10 protein-coding genes are annotated in these 16,316 nt (G+C 64.2%); 2 read left to right on the forward strand and 8 right to left on the reverse strand.

Annotation, left to right across the window (positions count from 1 at the left end; translation table 11 throughout):
- Positions 1 to 345 precede the first annotated feature (345 nt).
- Both BLQ92_RS26535 and BLQ92_RS26540 read left to right on the forward strand, forming a co-directional pair.
- Positions 346 to 1,365: a GlxA family transcriptional regulator gene (locus BLQ92_RS26535; RefSeq protein WP_090688670.1), complete on the forward strand. Its 1,020-nt coding sequence runs from the start codon at positions 346 to 348 to the stop codon at positions 1,363 to 1,365.
- Between the two features lie 36 nt (positions 1,366 to 1,401).
- Positions 1,402 to 3,957: an adenosylcobalamin-dependent ribonucleoside-diphosphate reductase gene (locus tag BLQ92_RS26540; RefSeq protein WP_090688671.1), complete on the forward strand. Its 2,556-nt coding sequence runs from the start codon at positions 1,402 to 1,404 to the stop codon at positions 3,955 to 3,957.
- Between the two features lie 141 nt (positions 3,958 to 4,098).
- On the opposite strand, the gene BLQ92_RS26545 is transcribed toward BLQ92_RS26540, so the two are convergent.
- Genes BLQ92_RS26545 through BLQ92_RS26580 form a run of 8 tightly spaced genes read right to left on the reverse strand, consistent with a single transcriptional unit; the run spans position 4,099 to position 16,305 of the window.
- Entirely contained in the window at positions 4,099 to 5,106 is a 1,008-nt protein-coding gene (locus BLQ92_RS26545) for an alginate O-acetyltransferase AlgX-related protein (RefSeq protein WP_208449362.1), read from the reverse strand.
- Complete coding sequence (locus tag BLQ92_RS26550; RefSeq protein WP_175772487.1) at positions 5,103 to 6,170, reverse strand: alginate O-acetyltransferase AlgX-related protein; 1,068 nt, start codon at positions 6,168 to 6,170, stop codon at positions 5,103 to 5,105. Before BLQ92_RS26550 ends, BLQ92_RS26545 begins: the two co-directional genes overlap by 4 nt.
- Complete coding sequence (locus BLQ92_RS26555) at positions 6,170 to 7,555, reverse strand: MBOAT family O-acyltransferase (protein WP_090688678.1); 1,386 nt, start codon at positions 7,553 to 7,555, stop codon at positions 6,170 to 6,172. Before BLQ92_RS26555 ends, BLQ92_RS26550 begins: the two co-directional genes overlap by 1 nt.
- An 11-nt stretch (positions 7,556 to 7,566) precedes the next feature.
- Complete coding sequence (locus tag BLQ92_RS26560) at positions 7,567 to 8,268, reverse strand: alginate O-acetyltransferase AlgF (RefSeq protein ID WP_090688681.1); 702 nt, start codon at positions 8,266 to 8,268, stop codon at positions 7,567 to 7,569.
- A 12-nt stretch (positions 8,269 to 8,280) separates the two neighbouring features.
- The gene (locus BLQ92_RS26565) at positions 8,281 to 11,085 is read right to left on the reverse strand and encodes a bacteriophage N4 adsorption protein A (protein ID WP_090688682.1); all 2,805 of its coding nucleotides are present in this window, start codon (positions 11,083 to 11,085) and stop codon (positions 8,281 to 8,283) included.
- Positions 11,082 to 11,936, reverse strand: coding sequence for an alpha-amylase family protein (locus BLQ92_RS26570; RefSeq protein WP_175772488.1), 855 nt, complete (start codon positions 11,934 to 11,936; stop codon positions 11,082 to 11,084). The genes BLQ92_RS26565 and BLQ92_RS26570 overlap by 4 nt, the downstream gene beginning before the upstream one ends.
- Complete coding sequence (locus tag BLQ92_RS26575; protein ID WP_090688684.1) at positions 11,933 to 14,059, reverse strand: glycosyl transferase family protein; 2,127 nt, start codon at positions 14,057 to 14,059, stop codon at positions 11,933 to 11,935. The genes BLQ92_RS26570 and BLQ92_RS26575 overlap by 4 nt, the downstream gene beginning before the upstream one ends.
- 11 nt (positions 14,060 to 14,070) lie before the next feature.
- On the reverse strand, positions 14,071 to 16,305 hold the full coding sequence (locus BLQ92_RS26580) for a cellulose biosynthesis cyclic di-GMP-binding regulatory protein BcsB (RefSeq protein ID WP_244106252.1): 2,235 nt from the start codon (positions 16,303 to 16,305) through the stop codon (positions 14,071 to 14,073).
- Positions 16,306 to 16,316 lie beyond the last annotated feature (11 nt).

The raw sequence follows: 16,316 nt of genomic DNA on the forward strand, positions 1-16,316 counted from the left end.
CCGGCTACCGACGGCTCTATTCTTCCCCCTCATCTGAAACGTCAATTTACGAATTCAGACGCGTTCTTTGCCTTTTCCGCCATTCAAGTCCATTTTGGACAAGTGACCGGTCGTGCGGATCGCTGCTGCACTGCAGCGCATTCGCACTGCTTGCGTGCGCAAGCCGCCCGTGAACAGTGCCTGCGCCGCACACGCACGGTGCGGCGGCGCGTCTCGGTCTTTCATCCACCTTGATAAGGCCAGGGTTTAGCCGTATGGCATGCTTGTTGCGCTCGAACCCAGAATGACGGAGCCGTCTCCCCCACGACGGCCGCAACAATACAGAGCCGAAGGAACACCCGCACCATGTCGCCTGACCGCACCGCGTCGCTGTCCCACTTCGCTTTCATGCCCTTGCCGAACTTCACGATGATCGCGTTCACCAATGCGATCGAAGTGCTGCGCATGGCAAACTACCTGAGCGGACAACAGCTCTATCGCTGGTCGATCATCAGCCCGGACGGCGGCCAGGTCATGGCAAGCAACGGCCTCGCGGTCGACACGGGTCCGGCCGAATGTGTCGGCCAGCCCGATATCGTGTTCGTGTGCGGCGGCATCGACGTGCAACGCGAAACCACCCCAGCCCATCTGTCCACGCTGCGCCGGTTTGCACGCGCAGGGGTTGCGCTCGGCAGCCTTTGCACGGGCACCTACGCGCTCGCTAAATCGGGGCTGCTGGCGGGCTATGCGTGTGCGATCCATTGGGAGAACATGTCGGCGCTCAAAGAAGAGTTTCCGGACACGCGCTTCCTTAAAGAACTGTTCGTGATCGACCGCGATCGCGTCACCTGCACCGGTGGCGTCGCGCCGCTCGACATGATGCTGAACCTGATTGCAGCACGCGTCGGCACCGCACGCGTCACGCAGATTGCCGAGCAGTTCATCGTCGAACATGTGCGCGACACCAACGCGCAACAGCGCATGCCGCTCGTCGCGCGGCTCGGTTCAGCCAACAAGTCACTGTTCGAAGTGATTGCGCTGATGGAGAACAACATCGAGGAGCCGTTGTCGCGCGAAGAACTCGCGCGGCTCGCCAATATGTCGCAGCGGCAATTGCAGCGCCTGTTCCGCGAACATCTCGGCATGACGCCGACGCACTACTATCTAACGCTGCGTTTGCGCCGCGCCCGCGAGTTGCTGCTGCAGACCGATATGTCCATCATGCATATCACGATGGCGTGCGGATTTCAGTCGGCCTGCCACTTCAGCAAAAGCTATCGCGACGCCTTCGGCACCGCTCCGACCCGCGAACGGCGCAAGCAGGTTGCGCCGCTTGCGCATACTATGCCCACAGGCGCCCCCGTCGGGATCGCACTGAGAGCATAAGCGCCGCGGGCTGCGCGGCGCCTTCAAAGGCTGACCATGGCAGACGACAGCGTTGAAACCCGTCCAGATTCCTCCGCAACCCGGCTGCTGGTTGCGCCGCAACAATTCTCTCTCGACGTCCTGCTCGAGAAGTACGCCAAGGGCGATGAGCAAACCGCCGACGACGTTTACCGGCGCGTCGCCCACGGTGTCGCGATGGCCGAACCCGCGGCGCTGCGCGAGTCCGTCGAAGCCCGCTTTGTAGAAAACCTGCGCCACGGTGCGCTCGGTGCGGGACGCATCATGAGCGCGGCAGGCACCGGCATCGCGGCCACGCTCATCAACTGTTTCGTGCAACCGGTGGGCGACAGCATCCAGGGGACCGACGAGCAAGGCTTGCCGGGTATCTACGTCGCGCTGCTGCAGGCCGCCGAAACGATGCGCCGCGGCGGTGGGGTCGGCTACAACTTCTCGGCGATCCGTCCGAAAGGCGCCCGCGTTCACACCACCAGCTCATCGGCATCGGGTCCGTGCAGTTACATGGACGTGTTCGATGCCTCATGCCGCACTGTCGAAAGCGCAGGCTCGCGGCGCGGCGCGCAGATGGCCGTGCTCGATTGCGATCACCCTGACCTGCTCGAATTCATCGAGGCCAAGCATTCGAAAGGACGCTGGAACAATTTCAACGTGTCCGTCGCGGTCACCGACGAATTCATGCGCGCTGTCGAACAGAATCAGACGTGGCAACTCGTGCATCGCGCCGAGCCCTCGCCCGCCTTGCGTGCCGCCAACGACTTGCAGCAACGCGCAGACGGCATGTGGGTGTATAGCGAGCAACCGGCCCGGGCAATCTGGGATCGCATCATGCGCTCGACCTACGATGTGGCCGAGCCGGGTGTGGTGTTCATCTCGCGGATGAACGAAGACAACAATTTGCGCGCGCTCGAAACGATTCGCGCCACCAACCCCTGCGGCGAGCAACCGCTACCGGCTTATGGCTGCTGCAATCTCGGGCCGCTGAATCTGACGCGCTTCGTGCGCGAGCCGTTTGCGCAGCTCAAGAGCGGCAAGCCATCGTTCGACTGGGAGGCGCTGGCCCAAAGTACGCGCACCCAGGTGCGTTTTCTCGACGACGTGCTCGACGTCACGCTATGGCCGCTGCCCGAGCAGTACGACGAATCGCGCGCCAAGCGCCGCATTGGCGTCGGCTTTACGGGCCTCGGCGATACGCTCGTGATGCTCGGGTTGCGCTACAACTCGCCCGACGGCCGCGAACTTGCGGTACGCATTGCAAGGCTCATGCGCGACGAGGCCTACCGTGCCTCCGTTGAACTGGCGCGCGAGCGCGGTGCGTTTCCCTTATTCGATGCCAAACACTATCTGTCCGACGGCACGTTCGCTTCGCGCCTGCCCGACGACCTCAAGGACGCGATTCGCCGCGACGGCATTCGCAATAGCCACCTGTTGTCCATCGCGCCGACCGGTACAGTGAGCCTCGCGTTTGCCGACAACGCTTCGAACGGCATCGAACCGGCGTTCTCGTGGACCTACACCCGCATGAAGGTAATGGCCGACGGCAGCCGCGAATCGTTCGCCGTCGAAGACTATGCGTATCGCCTCTATCGCGAACTCGGCGGCGATATCAATGCGTTGCCCGACTACTTTGTCAGCGCCCTGGAAATGTCGGCACGCGACCACCTCGACATGATGGCGGCCGTACAACCGTACGTGGATACGTCGATCTCGAAGACCGTCAACGTTCCCGCCGACTATCCGTTCGAAGCCTTCGAGAGCCTCTATTTCGATGCATGGAAAGGCGGTCTCAAGGGACTCGCCACCTACCGTCCCAACGAGACGCTCGGCGCCGTGCTCAGCGTGACGCCTCAGCAACCCGACGACTCGTTGACCGAAGCGGATCTCGACCCGCTGCGCATCGCTATCGATCATCGCCCCAAGGGCGAATTGCCCGCGATCATCGAAAAGGTGGAGTACCTCACGCAAGCCGGCAAGAAATCGCTGTATGTCGCGGTGTCGTTCATGGAAGTCACCGGGCGTCTTTCCGGCGAGGATGTGACGATCGAGCGGCCTATCGATTTCTTCATTCCAGTCGGGCAGCGCGACGAATCGCAGCAGTGGATTACCGCGCAGATGCGCTCGCTTTCGCTTGCCGCTCGCGGCGGCTTCGTGGCTCGCAATCTGCAGGATTTGCGCAAGGTATCGTGGGACCGCGGACAAGTGCGGCTAGGCGAAGTGCAACGGCTAGACGGCCACCGCTCGCCGCTTTGGCACGATTCGGAAGTGGCCGCGCTAGCCTATGCGATCCAGCAGATCCTGCACCGGCGCGGCTTTCTAGACGCCGAAGGCAATCAGGTGCCGTCGCGCATGCTGGCGCGGCATGCGCGCGAGCAAATGGCAGCCGGGCAACCTCCGCTTGCGGATGCGCCAGGCACAACCGCAAGCGGCGACAACGATGCATCTGCCGAAATCGAAGGCATCAACCAGTTACGCACCATGCTCGGCCGCAAGTGCGGAACCTGCGGCGCCAATGCGGTGATCAGAAAGGACGGTTGCGATTTCTGCACAGCATGTGGCGAAGTGGGGGCGTGCGGCTAATCGCAACCCATGGCCCAGCCCCCCCACTTTGTGAGTGCCCCATAAGGTGAAACTTGCGCGTCATGCAGGATTTAAGGTCGTCCAAGCAGGATATTTCGAATCAAAGAGTCTGCCGAGTCGTGCAACGGCAGGCTCTTTTTCCTATTTAGACAATGCGGCGACAACCCTGCTGCGCCAGATGTTCACCGGCATGACCCCTTTGGGATCCCAGTTGTCGGCCGAGTTGCTGCTATTTTCCAACTGCGCTTCATTAAACTGCCAGACAATGACTCTGAGCTTGTGCTGGGAGAACGCCGGATTCTCCACCGCGTCGAGGAAGGTTTTCCATGGGCCGATATTACCGGGGTTCCAGGTGAGCCCAACCGGCTGACCGAGCGCATTGGAGAGCTTCTGCGGATAACCGAGGTAGGGTTGCACGAAGCTGTTGCCCACCACCTGCACCTGGGCCGGCGCGCCATCCAGCAGGCCATCGCTGAGCTCAGGCTGCTTGCGCACGGTATAAGTGTCGCGGCCGATGCGTTTGCGGTCTTCAGGGGACATGAAGTTCGTGGCGAGGTCGCCGTAGCGACGGTCGTTGGTCCATTCACCCAGTACGGTGCCGCTCCCGGAAGCCGGCAGCTCAAACTTGCTGCGGATCACCTTGGCGGTTTCGTCAGCTGAGGCTTCCGCGGCCCAGGCCGTCCAGTGATAGTCCGCACGATAAAAGGCCGTCTGCTTGTCGTGTTCGACCGCCTGCAAAACGTCTTTGTCGTCGAACGTAGTAATGCCCGCCGCGGCGAGCATGGCAAGGACATCGGCATAGCGCGACTTGATTTCCGTCGAGAGAGACAGGCTGGCAGGAAGACGCTGCGGATAGAACGGCGCCTTGGCCGGCACCACCATCACCACCAGGCCGATGTGCTTCGCGGCGAGCGCATCTTTGGTTTCCTGGATCACCTTGATGTTCGACGCGATCTGCGCCCGGTCGACCTTGTCGGTGCGCTCCCAGCCGGGAAATAACCAGCCGTCCTGACCTTCGATCACGGACGAAGCCGCATACACGGGGCCGGCCTGCAGCGCCGCGCCCAGCGCAGCCAGTCCAAGCGCGTATTTCAGCAACTGGCTGGCTCGTTTGTTCAAGAGATCAAATGTTGTCATCGTGATAATCATTGTTGTGCGAGGTAGGTGTTCTCTTCGTCCGTGAGCGGTTGATACAACGAGCGTAACGGCCACTCCCAGATCAATAGCTTGATGTCATTGAGGCGCTCAGGATGGTGTTGCAGCAATTCCAGCACGCTGCCTGCAAATCCACTTCCGAGGCGGCTTTGCTGGGCAATCTCCTGCTTCATATCGAGTTGCAGATAATCGATGAAACCGGAATTGAGCGAGTACGAGGAGCCGGCCAGCATGACCACGGGCGCCGCTACATCGTCGAGCAGACCGCCGCTGCGATGCACCACCAGTTGTACGTCATGGTCGGTATCGACCGGCGGCGCGAATGGCGGCGTGTTCCTGTCGATGCCCGCCAATCGCATCAGGTCACCGCTACGCGCATGGGTGGCGACTGCGGTCTGCAATTGCATGCTGGTGTTGCCCGGCGGAGCAAAGGCCTGCGCCACCGCCGCCACCCGGTCCGCGGCAAAGCTCGCGCCAGCGCGATTCCAGTGACTATCGGTACGCCAATAGCCGGGGGCAATCCAGCCGCGGTGCAGATCGACCTGATGCAGCGCAAGACCCTCACTTGCTTGCAGCCAGGCGGCGCGGCGCCCGCGTGCCTGGCGCGACACCGTCAACCCGCACAACTCTCCGGCGGCCTGTTCGACCTTGTCCGGCACCGGCGCCGTCACGAGCTTGATGCCGCGGCGCTCGAGGTCGGCCTGCAGCTTACGCGTCAGTGCAACGCGCCGCTGCAGGTTGTGCTCGCCATCGGGCGTTTCGGCCACCTCCTCGGTCAGGAATAGCCAGCCGGGGCAACCGCTGCGCACCTGCGGATCAGCGTCGCCGGTGACGGCGAAAAGCAGGCCGTTGAGGACGCGGTTGACGCGGGCGTCGGGCGGCGCCGCCTGCGCCACGCGCTGGTCCAGAGCCTGGGTGATGCTGCCGTCGAGCCATGACGAAGGCCCAGCCGTGTGCGTCAACAACCGACCCGTGTTGCTCAAGCGCCAGAGCAAAGCGGCGCCGCCGCACAGGATGATGACCACGAAAGCAACGGCGTTGATTTTGCGAACCATCATCAGAACTGGAAATAGAGAAATGGAATGACGGTGCGACCCTGCAACACCCACAACGCCACCAGCCATAGCGGCACCGTCAGATAGCGTAGCAGTGCGTAACAGTATGCACTGCTACGCCGACGCTGTGCCCACAGCAGCGGCAGATAGACGAGCAGGACGCCAATCAGCAGGCAGACGATCTGGTTCGGCCGGAGCGCAGCGGCAAATGCGCTGGAAAGCTGCCAACCATTCTGTCCGCGCAAGGCGAGGAGCATCGTCGATACTTCCGCCCACGTCTGGGCGCGGAACAGCAGCCAGCCGAGCATGACAAACAGCAGCAGCAAGGCATGGCCGAGCCAGAACGGCAGCGCGGGGCCACCCCGTGTGCGCCACAATCTTTCGGTCGCGAGCCCGAAACCGTGCCACAGTCCCCACACCATGAACGTCCAGCTGGCGCCATGCCAAAGCCCGCCCAGCGCCATGGTGATCAACAGGTTGACGCAACCGCGCGACAAGCTTTGGCGGTTGCCGCCCAGCGGGATGTACAGATAGTCGCGCAACCAGCTCGACAGGCTGATGTGCCATCGACGCCAGAACTCGGATAACGAGCTACTCAAATAAGGCGCGTCGAAATTTTCGGGAAACTTCAAACCGACGATCAATCCAAGGCCGATCGCCATGCTGCTGTACGCGGAAAAATCGAAGTAAAGCTGCAGCGTATAGGCCAGCACACTGAGCGCCGCGTCGGCGGCACTAGGCGAAGCCAGCTGATAACCGCTGCCGGCCAGCGGCGCCAGCGTATCGGCCAACAGAATTTTCTGCGCGAAACCCTGCATGAAGCGCTCGACGCCGATCGCAAACTCGGCCCGATGAAAAGAGCGCATTTGCAGGCGTTCGGCAACCCATTTGTAGCGAACAACCGGCCCCGCGACGAGGTGCCCGAACATCGACTGATACGTGGCGTAGTTGACGAAGCGCGGTTCGGCCAGCACGGTTCCGCGATAGACGTCGACCGAATAGGAGATCGCGCCGAACACGAAAAACGACAGGCCGATCGGCAACAGCACCGCTTGCCATCCGCTTGACACGGTACCCATCCACTGCAACGTCCCGGCTAGCATGTTGGCGTATTTGAACCAGATCAGCGCAAAGAGCGGCCAGCCGATCGCGACCAGCAACGCGTAGCGGCGTTGCTGCCCTTGTGCCTTCTCGATCCAGCGACCCGTGCACCACGACCAGACTGCGATCGACACGATCAACGGTAGGAAATCGAGCCGCCACCAGGCGTAAAAAATCCAGCTGAACGTGAGGATGGTCAGATTGCGCCAGCGCATGCCCACTGCCGCGTAGGCCAGCAGGAACAGTGGCAGGAACAGGAAGACGAAACTGATGCTTGCGAAGACCATAAGCGCTCCGCCTAGCGATCGCCGGAATAAGGTTCGGTGGTATCGATCTGGGTGACGAGGTGCGGAGCCTTGCTGTCGCCCAGCAGAAAAATGCTGGCATGGTCACCTGACTTCAGCAACGGCAGCGCGACCGCGGCCGAGCTTCCCGCCGCATCGCAGCGTCCCTGCAGGCGCGCCTGCACCGGATTGATGACGCGCTTCTTGCTGTCGCCGCTGGCAACCCGTTCGAACACGTTGGCACCGCCCTGAATCGACAGTGTCGCGTTGCAGTCGCGCACCAGGTTGTAGAAACGCAGTTCCGCCTTCAGATCATCGCGGCCGTCGGTGACGTCGGCGATGATCTGCGGCTGCGTGGAACCGGTCAGGATCACGGTATTGAAGCTGCCCGGTGTCACCTTGATGCGATTGAGCGCCTGACCGTCGGCTTTGATGAGGACATCGCGGGAAGCGTCGACCACGCGGTAGTCGGTGACCGTCTTGCGTTTCGGATCGAGGGCGTCCTGTTTGCCGGCGAAGTCGACCTCAACCACCATGGCGGACGGATTCACGACGCGCAGATAGCTCGAGCCGGCCGGCGCCTGCGGCGCGTACAGGCGGGCGATTTCCTGGGCTGAACCCGGCGTGGCGGCGCCCAGCGCAACGAGGCTGAAGAAGGCGGCCGCGCCAGTGAATGAGCGGCCGACACGGATACGAAATGAATGTGCTTGGGTCATGACTGCGCGATCTCAATAGTTAAAGACACTGCGAATGAACCAGCCCTTGGCCCGCTCATCGCCTGCGACCTTGAGGCGGTACTGAACCGACAGATCGAAATACGAACGCGGCGCATGGTAATGGTCCTCGCGCAGCCAGGTGCGCAGATTCACGCCGGCGCCGGCGCCGACTGCCCACGGTTTCGAATAGACGTCGTTGTAGTCGGCCCCCACCACCACGTGTGGCCAGAGCACCGTATGGCCCAGCCACGATGCCGGCAGGAGGAAGCTACGACCGGATTGCAGTTCGGACGTGAAGTAGTACGTTTTCGCCACCATGTAATAGCCGGTCTCCGCGTACACCTGGTCGGTGTTCCAGCTCGGGACGTCAGCGCGAAGATCGGTGCCGGTGCCATACGAGTAACCGAGCCGCGCAAGCCAGTCGCTTTGCGCCGCCGAACCGATTGCCTGCTGACGTTCGAAGGCTGCAATGACGTTTTGCGAAGCCAGCGGCTTCCACCGGATCCCGAGCGCCGAGAGCAGGCTCGGAAAGCCGGTCGGCGATTTGCCGACAAACGTGTCGCCGGTCAGGTCATTGGTAGAGGCCGTCGGCGCGCTGTACGCGGTGTCGGTCAGCCGCGCATACAGATCGACGTACGTGCCGTCCTTGTCGAGCGCAGGCGGCCGCCAGTAGGCTTCGGTGCCGATCTGCAGGTTGTCGCCCACCACGGCCGACTCGTTTTGCCCGGCCTGCATGTTGTTGCTGCCGCGATAGTTCAGCGACACGTAAGCGCCCCACTGCCGCTCCAGTTCACTGACGGCACGGCGGGTTTCATAAAGACTCTGCGGCGGCAGGTCCAATTCGTCATCGCTCGCAGCATCGATGCTGCGCTTGAAATAGTTGACCGCAGTGGGCCGCTGGTTGGCGTTGATGGCGGCGAAGCCGGCGTCCTGCAGTGCCCGCGGCGGCAGCTCGCCGGCGTCGTCCATTTGCTGGAAAGTCTGCAGCGCGAGCGCCGGAGCCCCCGACATCGAGGCGAGGTACGCGAAGCCGAGATCCGGCACCGGATCTTTCAGACTCGCCATGACGCGTTGCGCTTCCTGGATCTGCCCGTTGGCTCGCAGCGCCTGCGCCAGCACGCGGCGGTACTGATCATTTTTCGGCGATGAGGCGGTGAGGTCTCGCGCAAGCGCGAGCGCAGTCGCGTTTTCCTTTCTACCGAGCGCCTTGTAGATCGCTTCGATCATCACGTTCGGCGCGTTGTCCGCTGGCCGCGCCGTACACGCGGTGCCGTACGGCGTCTCGCGGCAATCGAGGAACGGCGCCTGCAAGGTTGGGTGGCCCGAGTGGTGCTCGTAAAACGCCATCAGGCTGCGCCGCCACGCGGCTTGTTCGTCGCCAGACGGCAGCGCGTGCAGCGTGTCGCCGCTCAGCTTCGTGTCGCCGGCCGCCATGGCGGCGTCCGCCACGTACAGACGAACGTTGCGCAGGTCGTCGTCGCTCAGCGTGTCGTTTTGCAGCGCCTTGCCATAATCGACGCGGGCCGCGGCGTACTTCCCCTGCATCTGGCGCAAGTAGCCGCGTAGCAGGACCGGCACGGCATCTTCGTCATCGACATGCATCGCTTCGCTGGCGGCGGCTTCGGCCGCAGCGTACTGCTGCTTGCGACCCAGCGCGTCGATCTGCAGCAGGCGATACGGCATCACATCCGGCGCATAGGAGATCGCCTGGGCGATCTCCTTCTGCGCGAGGTCCGGATCGTTGTCCGCCATCGCCTGGTAAGCAACGCTGGCAGGTTGCTGCGCCAGTTGCCGGCGCACGGCATCGCGCCGGCCTTCCAGTTCCCGATTGGCGCCGCCGATCTGCAAGGCCAGTTGAAACAGGTCGAGGGCTTCCTGCTGACGATTCTCTGCAGCAGCACGGAAAGCCTCGTTTGCCAGCGCCTGCGACGGCCGGTCCGACGCAAACACCGAGCAAACCGGGCCAAAGCGATTGACGATGCACAGCAGGACCGGCGGCTTCAGTTCGGGGCGCAGGGTCTTGCTGCCAGTCGCGATCGTCTGCGCGAACAGACGCCGTTCCTGAGCGTCGGCGTCGTTGTCCGGCAACGACTGTAGCGCATCGAGTGCAGACTTCGTGTCGCCGGCGCTCAATGCGAGATCGGCTACCAGCAGACGCACGGAACGCAAATCTGCGTCGCCCAGTGAGTCGCCGCTCAGGGCCTGCTCGTAGTACTGGTGAGCCGAGTCGTAATGGCCGCCGCGCTGCAACAGGTAGCCGTGCATCACGTACACCATCGAATCGTCACTGGCGGCGGCGAGCGCTGCACGGCTGGCGGTCTCGGCCGCGTCGTAGTTCTGCAGACGGATCAGCAGGCTTACCTGCAGGAGCCGGTATTGAGAGACGTCCGGCGCGAGATCCACGGCCTGGCCGATGTCGCGCGATGCGCTCGCGACATCGTTATGTGCGAGCAGATCCAGCGCCTGCGACGCCAGTTCACTGGCCCGTTGCATATCTGTGGGGGCCGCCGAGGCTACCGGAGCGGCCGACGCCGCTTTGCCACGGTTGCGGAGCGCGGCTTCGGCCTGCTGCAACAGCGAGCGCAGACGCGGCACATCCGGGCGCAGGCGCACGGCTTCGCGCGCGTCGCGAGCCGCGGCCTCATAGTCGCCGCGGGCGTATTCGCTGTATGCCTGGTCCGCGATGCGATAGGCGCTTCCAGTCAGCGGCAGTGGCAGGTTCTCGTCGGCGACGGCGGAGCCGCTCGCCAAGGCCAGCGTGAGCGACAGCGCACAGGCCGCGCGTCGTTGGGTGCAAGGTGGGGGACGATAGATCACTTCAGCAGGCTTTCCACGAGTTCGGGCGACACATAGTGAGGTCCGTCAAAAAGATAGGTTCGGTAGCCTCGATAAGCGTCGAGCTGCGGCTTCAGTTCGTTCTCAGTCGCCGCGCGGAAGGGTTGGCCGACGCCGGGCCGGAAAGCTTCGGCGATGATGCGCACGCGCGCCGCGCCGAGCTTCGACGCCAGCGCATCGGCATACGCACGCGCGGCTTGCGGCTCGCGCGAATCGACACCCACACCGTCCTGGAACAGCACGCCGACATCGCGCGGCAACCAGTTGTCGAGCCAGTCGGCCAGCGCCGCGCCGCCGACATTCGAACGGTCGTAGACACTGATCCACAAAGGCCGCGGCAGCCGGTTCAGAAGCGGTGCGAGACTGCGCGCGTCCTGCCAGCTCGGGTCGACCTCGACCGGGAAATACCAACCGTCGATATGAAGCGGAGGCGCGGCGGCGACCAGCTTCAACGACTGATCAGTCAGTTGCGCCGCCCCGGCACGCGCCGCGCGTTCGCCGAAGCGGCCCGCGAGGCCAACCAGCACGTGGCGCGCCCACGGCTCATGCGCGATGCGCCGCCAGTCAGGCAAACGCGGCGCCTGCGGCAGATCGGTGCCGGCGACAAACGCGGTGCCGTCCACGGCGGTCCACTGAATCAACAGGTCCGTGACACCGAGCTTGTCCCAGTCGCCATGCAGATCGACCTGCGCGTTGTCGACTTGCCAGGCCACGCCCTGCACCACTGCCGGCCCCTGGCAGCCGGAGCCCGCCGCGAGCAGCGCAGCCGCTCCACACGCAGCGGCGCAGCCACGCAGCCCGCGAGCCGCCGCAAGAACGACGCTGCGCGTCATATCGCTAGCGCTCCGTTTTCCCGTGCACGCTTCTGCGCCTGAATCGCCGCGTTCAGCGCATCGCCGGTAATCACGCCGCACGCCGTCATGAAGTCGCCGATCCGGCCATCGCGATCCGGCCGGTAGCGTTGCAGCGCTTCGTTAAAGCGCTCACGCGTCACATAGCCGAGTTCGATCAGGAGATCGCCGATCAGCGGTACGCGTGCCGTGCCTTGCGTCAGCGCGACTTCGGCGCCGCGCAGCACACGCAGACCGGTGGCAATTTCGCTTTCGCGCACGATCTGCTGCGTAACCGGCTGTCCTATCGCGGCAGCGAGTTCGGCAAGAGTCGCCGCGGGTAGCGGGCTCGCGGCAAGCAGGACCACGCGGCCGGAGGCGTCAATGCTGTGCGCGAGCACGCGGTGGCGGATCGCCGCCTCAAGCGGGAGCCGCTCGCTGTTGGCGCTCAGTTGCTCCAGATCGAGTGTGGCGCGCGGCATGTCGGCCTGGAAAGCGATCGCTTCGGCGAGCGTTTCTTCGTCGAGCCAGCCCTTGGCTACGAGCACACGACCTAGCGGCGCTTCGCGCGCGTGTTCGTCGTCGAGCGCCAGGGCGAGTTGCTGTTCGTCAATCGCCTGCCACGACACCAGCAGCTCGCCGAGCCGTTGCCGGCGTCCACCGGTGAGTCCATCCGCGGACGGAAAGTCGTGCATCGTTTTGTCCCACGCGAGGCGCTTGCCAGTCACGAGATGCGTGAGAAACAGTTTCCAAGCACGCGACACCGCGAGGAAATTGATGAAGTTGCCGACCACCATCCGCGGCACCGCCATCACCCCCTGCTCCCAACCATAGAGACGCGTCACGAAATAGCTGCGCTGGACGATGCGCAGCAGCACCGCAACCGCATTGAACCAGAGCACTGCGTGCATCCACCGGGAATCGGTGAAGGGCGACGGCAGCATCTCGCTCGCCAGGCCCATCGCATCGACGACCATGAACAGCAGGAACTGGATCGCCAGCACATAGGCGATGATGCCGATGAATGCAGTGACGACCCCCTTGCGGTCGCGAAACAGCAGATAGCGGTTGGCTAGCGTGCCGGTCCAGCCGGTCTGCTGCCAGCCCTGCAGCCCGATGCCGAGCGCCCAGCGGGCGCGCTGCCGGTAAGCGGTGCGAATCGTGTCCGGAAAGTATTCGCGTACGCACAGCGGCATCGTCACCGTGACCTCGCGCTCCTTGCCCAAACCGAACCACCTGGCGCGGCGCGAACGGAACTGCACAGGAAAGCGCGCGAAAATCGATTGCATGCCGAGCTTGCCGAGCCGCGCGCCGACGTCATAGTCTTCGGTGAGACTGTCGGTGTTGAACGGCTGGTTGCCGGTGCTCTCGATCAAGGCCAGCAGCGCACGCCGCGAGAAACAGGTGCCCACGCCGGCGGACGGCACCGAACCCACCAGGCTCTCGCGCGCCACGAGGTCCTTCGCATGCCACTCGGCGAATTCGTCCATGTAGGTGCCGGCGACCAGTTCGTACCAATGCCGCTCCAGCGAGGCGACCGGCAACTGGATCATGTCCTTGCGCGGCAGCAGGTAGTTGAAGAACTTGAGCTCGAGCGAATGCAGCACGTCTTCGCTGTCGTGCAACACCACGCCCGCAAATTCGACCGCCGCTTCCTGCTCGTATTTGAAGATCGCCTGGATCACCCAGTTCAGACAGTCCGCCTTGCAGGTCGGACCGTCGTGGGGCACTTCGACGCGGTGCAACTGCTTGTAGCGGCGACGCATGCGCTCGACTGCTTCGATCGTCTGCGCATCGTTGCGATAGGTTCCGACGAACACCACGTAGTTGCGGTAGTCGAGCACCCGCACCATGTCTTCGATCATCGCCGCGATCACGTCGTATTCGAGCCACGCCGGCACCATGATCGCGATCGGCTGCTCTTCGCGGGCGCGCAACTGCTCGACGGCCAACGGCCGATGGACGCGCTTGACCGTAAACGCCCGATAGATCTCGCGGATCCAGTACCACAGATCGATGAATAGATCATCGATGCTCGACAGCAGAATCAGCACGGCGATGACGCCCGCGCCATACTGCAACCAGTCGTAGTACTGGGCCGCATAGTAGCCGAGATGCAGATTCATCACGCCTCGACTCACTCGCCGCCATTCTTGCGTTGCTTGTGCCGACGCGTATAGCCTGCGAGCAACAGCAGCGCAATGAATGCGCCCACCAATGCGGCCGGCACTGCCCAGCTCAGCCATTGCCGGCTCCACGGCGTAGCCGCGTCGTCCTGCTCGACCCCGCCCGTATGTACCGTGTCGATCTCCTTGAGCACGCCACTGCCGTCGACCACCGCGACGTCGCCGCGCGCGAGCCTCAGCGCAACCGGCAACACCGGTGCGCGCGAACCGACGCTACGATAGACGACGCCCGCCGTACCGCCCGAATGTTCGACGTCGATCACGCCGACACCCGTCAGGTTGGCGACGCCGCTGACGTCATACAGCGTGTGTTCGTCCGAACCGAGAATCGTCAGTCCGTTGTCCTTCACGCTGATGTGCGACTTCGGTTCGACCAGCGGCACGTCGACGGCGAGAAACGGACTGGCCGGCGCGGCGCTCTGACCGTCGGGCGTCACCGTCAGGACCGCGCGTTGCGGGGCGACGCCGGTTGCATCGGCCAGACGCGCGATGCGCGGCAGCGTTTCGGTCGCGTTCGCCAGATACGAAGCAGGCACGAGCACCGTCGCGCTGGACGCGAAGCGCGCCACCATGCCGGTGAAGTTGGCGTCGCCGTCGGCCTGCACAAGCGACAGATGGCTGCTCGGCAAGACCGCGACCGGATAACCCTGGTTGGTCGCACAGCCGGCATCCGACTGACGCTGGAACGACACGCGCAGCAGATTGCGTGCGGCCAGCGCGAAACGCGGGATGTGCGCCTCGATGCGTTGCGCGCGCCCTTGCGTGCCGAGCAGCTTGGCGCCGATCAGTATGTCGTTGAAGTAAACCGACGCGACCACGCCGGAGCCATGCGTATTCGGCGTGCCGGCCAGATCGAGCACCACGGCGTCGGGCAGACGGCCCGCACCTGCGACCGCGCCGAGATCGAAGCTCGCCGTCCATGACGCCAGACGCAATACGTCGACGGTGCGCGGCTCGCCGCCGAGCGCGGCGAGCGCGACGACAGCGGATTTACCGTTCGCCGCGCTGTCGATCTCATGCACGACCAACTGGTTCGATACGGTGACCGGCCGCCAGGCCTGCGCGAGCACGCCGATGGCCTTGCTGTCGCCGACCAGGATGGTGGCCTGCCCGGCGATATGCACGAGACGCGCTTCACCGGCCGCGAGCGGTGCGACGAGCGGCGTCACGGTGCGCTCGCGCCACGCGTCGAACGCAGCGGCGGCATCCGGGGACACGCTCACGGCCTGCGTGCGCAGCGCGTCGAGCGACGTGTTGAGCGCGGCGCGCAACGCGTCGTCGGCAACGATCAGGTCGGCCGGCCACACGCGGCCAGGAGCAGCCACCACGAGCGCGCCCACCTCCGCCGGGTTGGCGAGCCGGTGCGAGCCGCCTGCCGCCAGCGCCGCGAACGCCGGTAGCGCGCGCAGCGGTGCGGGCATGTCGATCGTGCCGAGTTCGATGGTGTCGCCCACCTTGGGCCAGGTGCGTATCGCCGGTTCGCGGCCATCGCGTTGCAGTAGCGCGGCGGCACGCCATGCGGTGTCGTAGCTCGACGCGTTGAGCTGCTGCGCGCCGATCACGATCGACGGTGTTTGCGACAGCGCCGTCCAGGCAGTGCGCAGATCCTTGATATCGTTCGTATCGTAACGATAGGTGAGATGCGTCGTCGGCGCGACACGCAGCACGTTGCCGATCGCGGTCTGATCCGCACAGATGGCGTCGTTGATCACAGAAGACCACGCCAGACCGACGCGGACATAGCCGCTCGGGCGAGCTTCGCCGCCGACGCCCAGCATCACCGCCGCATCACCTTGCGGCTGCGTCAGCGCGCGGGCCAGCATCGGCGAACCGTCGATCGACACCAGCATCGTTGTGCGGCCGCCGTCGCCGCGCAGATAGTTGGCATCGACCTGCAATTGCGCATTGCCGATCGGCACGCCGGCCGGCACCGGGAAGTAGTACTCGCGACTGGTACCCGGCGCGTCGAGCGTGGTCGTCTCGCGCACGCCGAGGCTACTCAGCGCAACCGAGCGCGTCGTCACGCTGTTGCCGAGGTTCGACAATGCTTCGGCAAAGCCCACGGTACGGGGGGCGGCGCTGGCAGGCGCCACGCGCGGCGCCGCTGCGGACGGTTTGGCAGGTTGCGCGTGGACACCTCCGATCCAGCCGGCGAGCACACAGCACAGCGCGAGCGAACGGGCCATGGGCAACGAGG

The organism is Paraburkholderia phenazinium (assembly GCF_900100735.1).
Lineage (GTDB): Bacteria > Pseudomonadota > Gammaproteobacteria > Burkholderiales > Burkholderiaceae > Paraburkholderia > Paraburkholderia phenazinia.

What these genes read in the sequence shown, in the direction of transcription:
- BLQ92_RS26560 (WP_090688681.1), bottom strand. Translation starts at nt 8,268, where the DNA reads ATGACCCAAGCACATTCATTTCGTATCCGTGTCGGCCGCTCATTCACT.
- BLQ92_RS26580 (WP_244106252.1), bottom strand. Translation starts at nt 16,305, where the DNA reads ATGGCCCGTTCGCTCGCGCTGTGCTGTGTGCTCGCCGGCTGGATCGGA.
- BLQ92_RS26555 (WP_090688678.1), bottom strand. Translation starts at nt 7,555, where the DNA reads ATGGTCTTCGCAAGCATCAGTTTCGTCTTCCTGTTCCTGCCACTGTTC.
- BLQ92_RS26550 (WP_175772487.1), bottom strand. Translation starts at nt 6,170, where the DNA reads ATGATGGTTCGCAAAATCAACGCCGTTGCTTTCGTGGTCATCATCCTG.
- BLQ92_RS26540 (WP_090688671.1), top strand. Translation starts at nt 1,402, where the DNA reads ATGGCAGACGACAGCGTTGAAACCCGTCCAGATTCCTCCGCAACCCGG.
- BLQ92_RS26535 (WP_090688670.1), top strand. Translation starts at nt 346, where the DNA reads ATGTCGCCTGACCGCACCGCGTCGCTGTCCCACTTCGCTTTCATGCCC.
- BLQ92_RS26575 (WP_090688684.1), bottom strand. Translation starts at nt 14,059, where the DNA reads ATGAATCTGCATCTCGGCTACTATGCGGCCCAGTACTACGACTGGTTG.
- BLQ92_RS26545 (WP_208449362.1), bottom strand. Translation starts at nt 5,106, where the DNA reads ATGATTATCACGATGACAACATTTGATCTCTTGAACAAACGAGCCAGC.
- BLQ92_RS26570 (WP_175772488.1), bottom strand. Translation starts at nt 11,936, where the DNA reads ATGACGCGCAGCGTCGTTCTTGCGGCGGCTCGCGGGCTGCGTGGCTGC.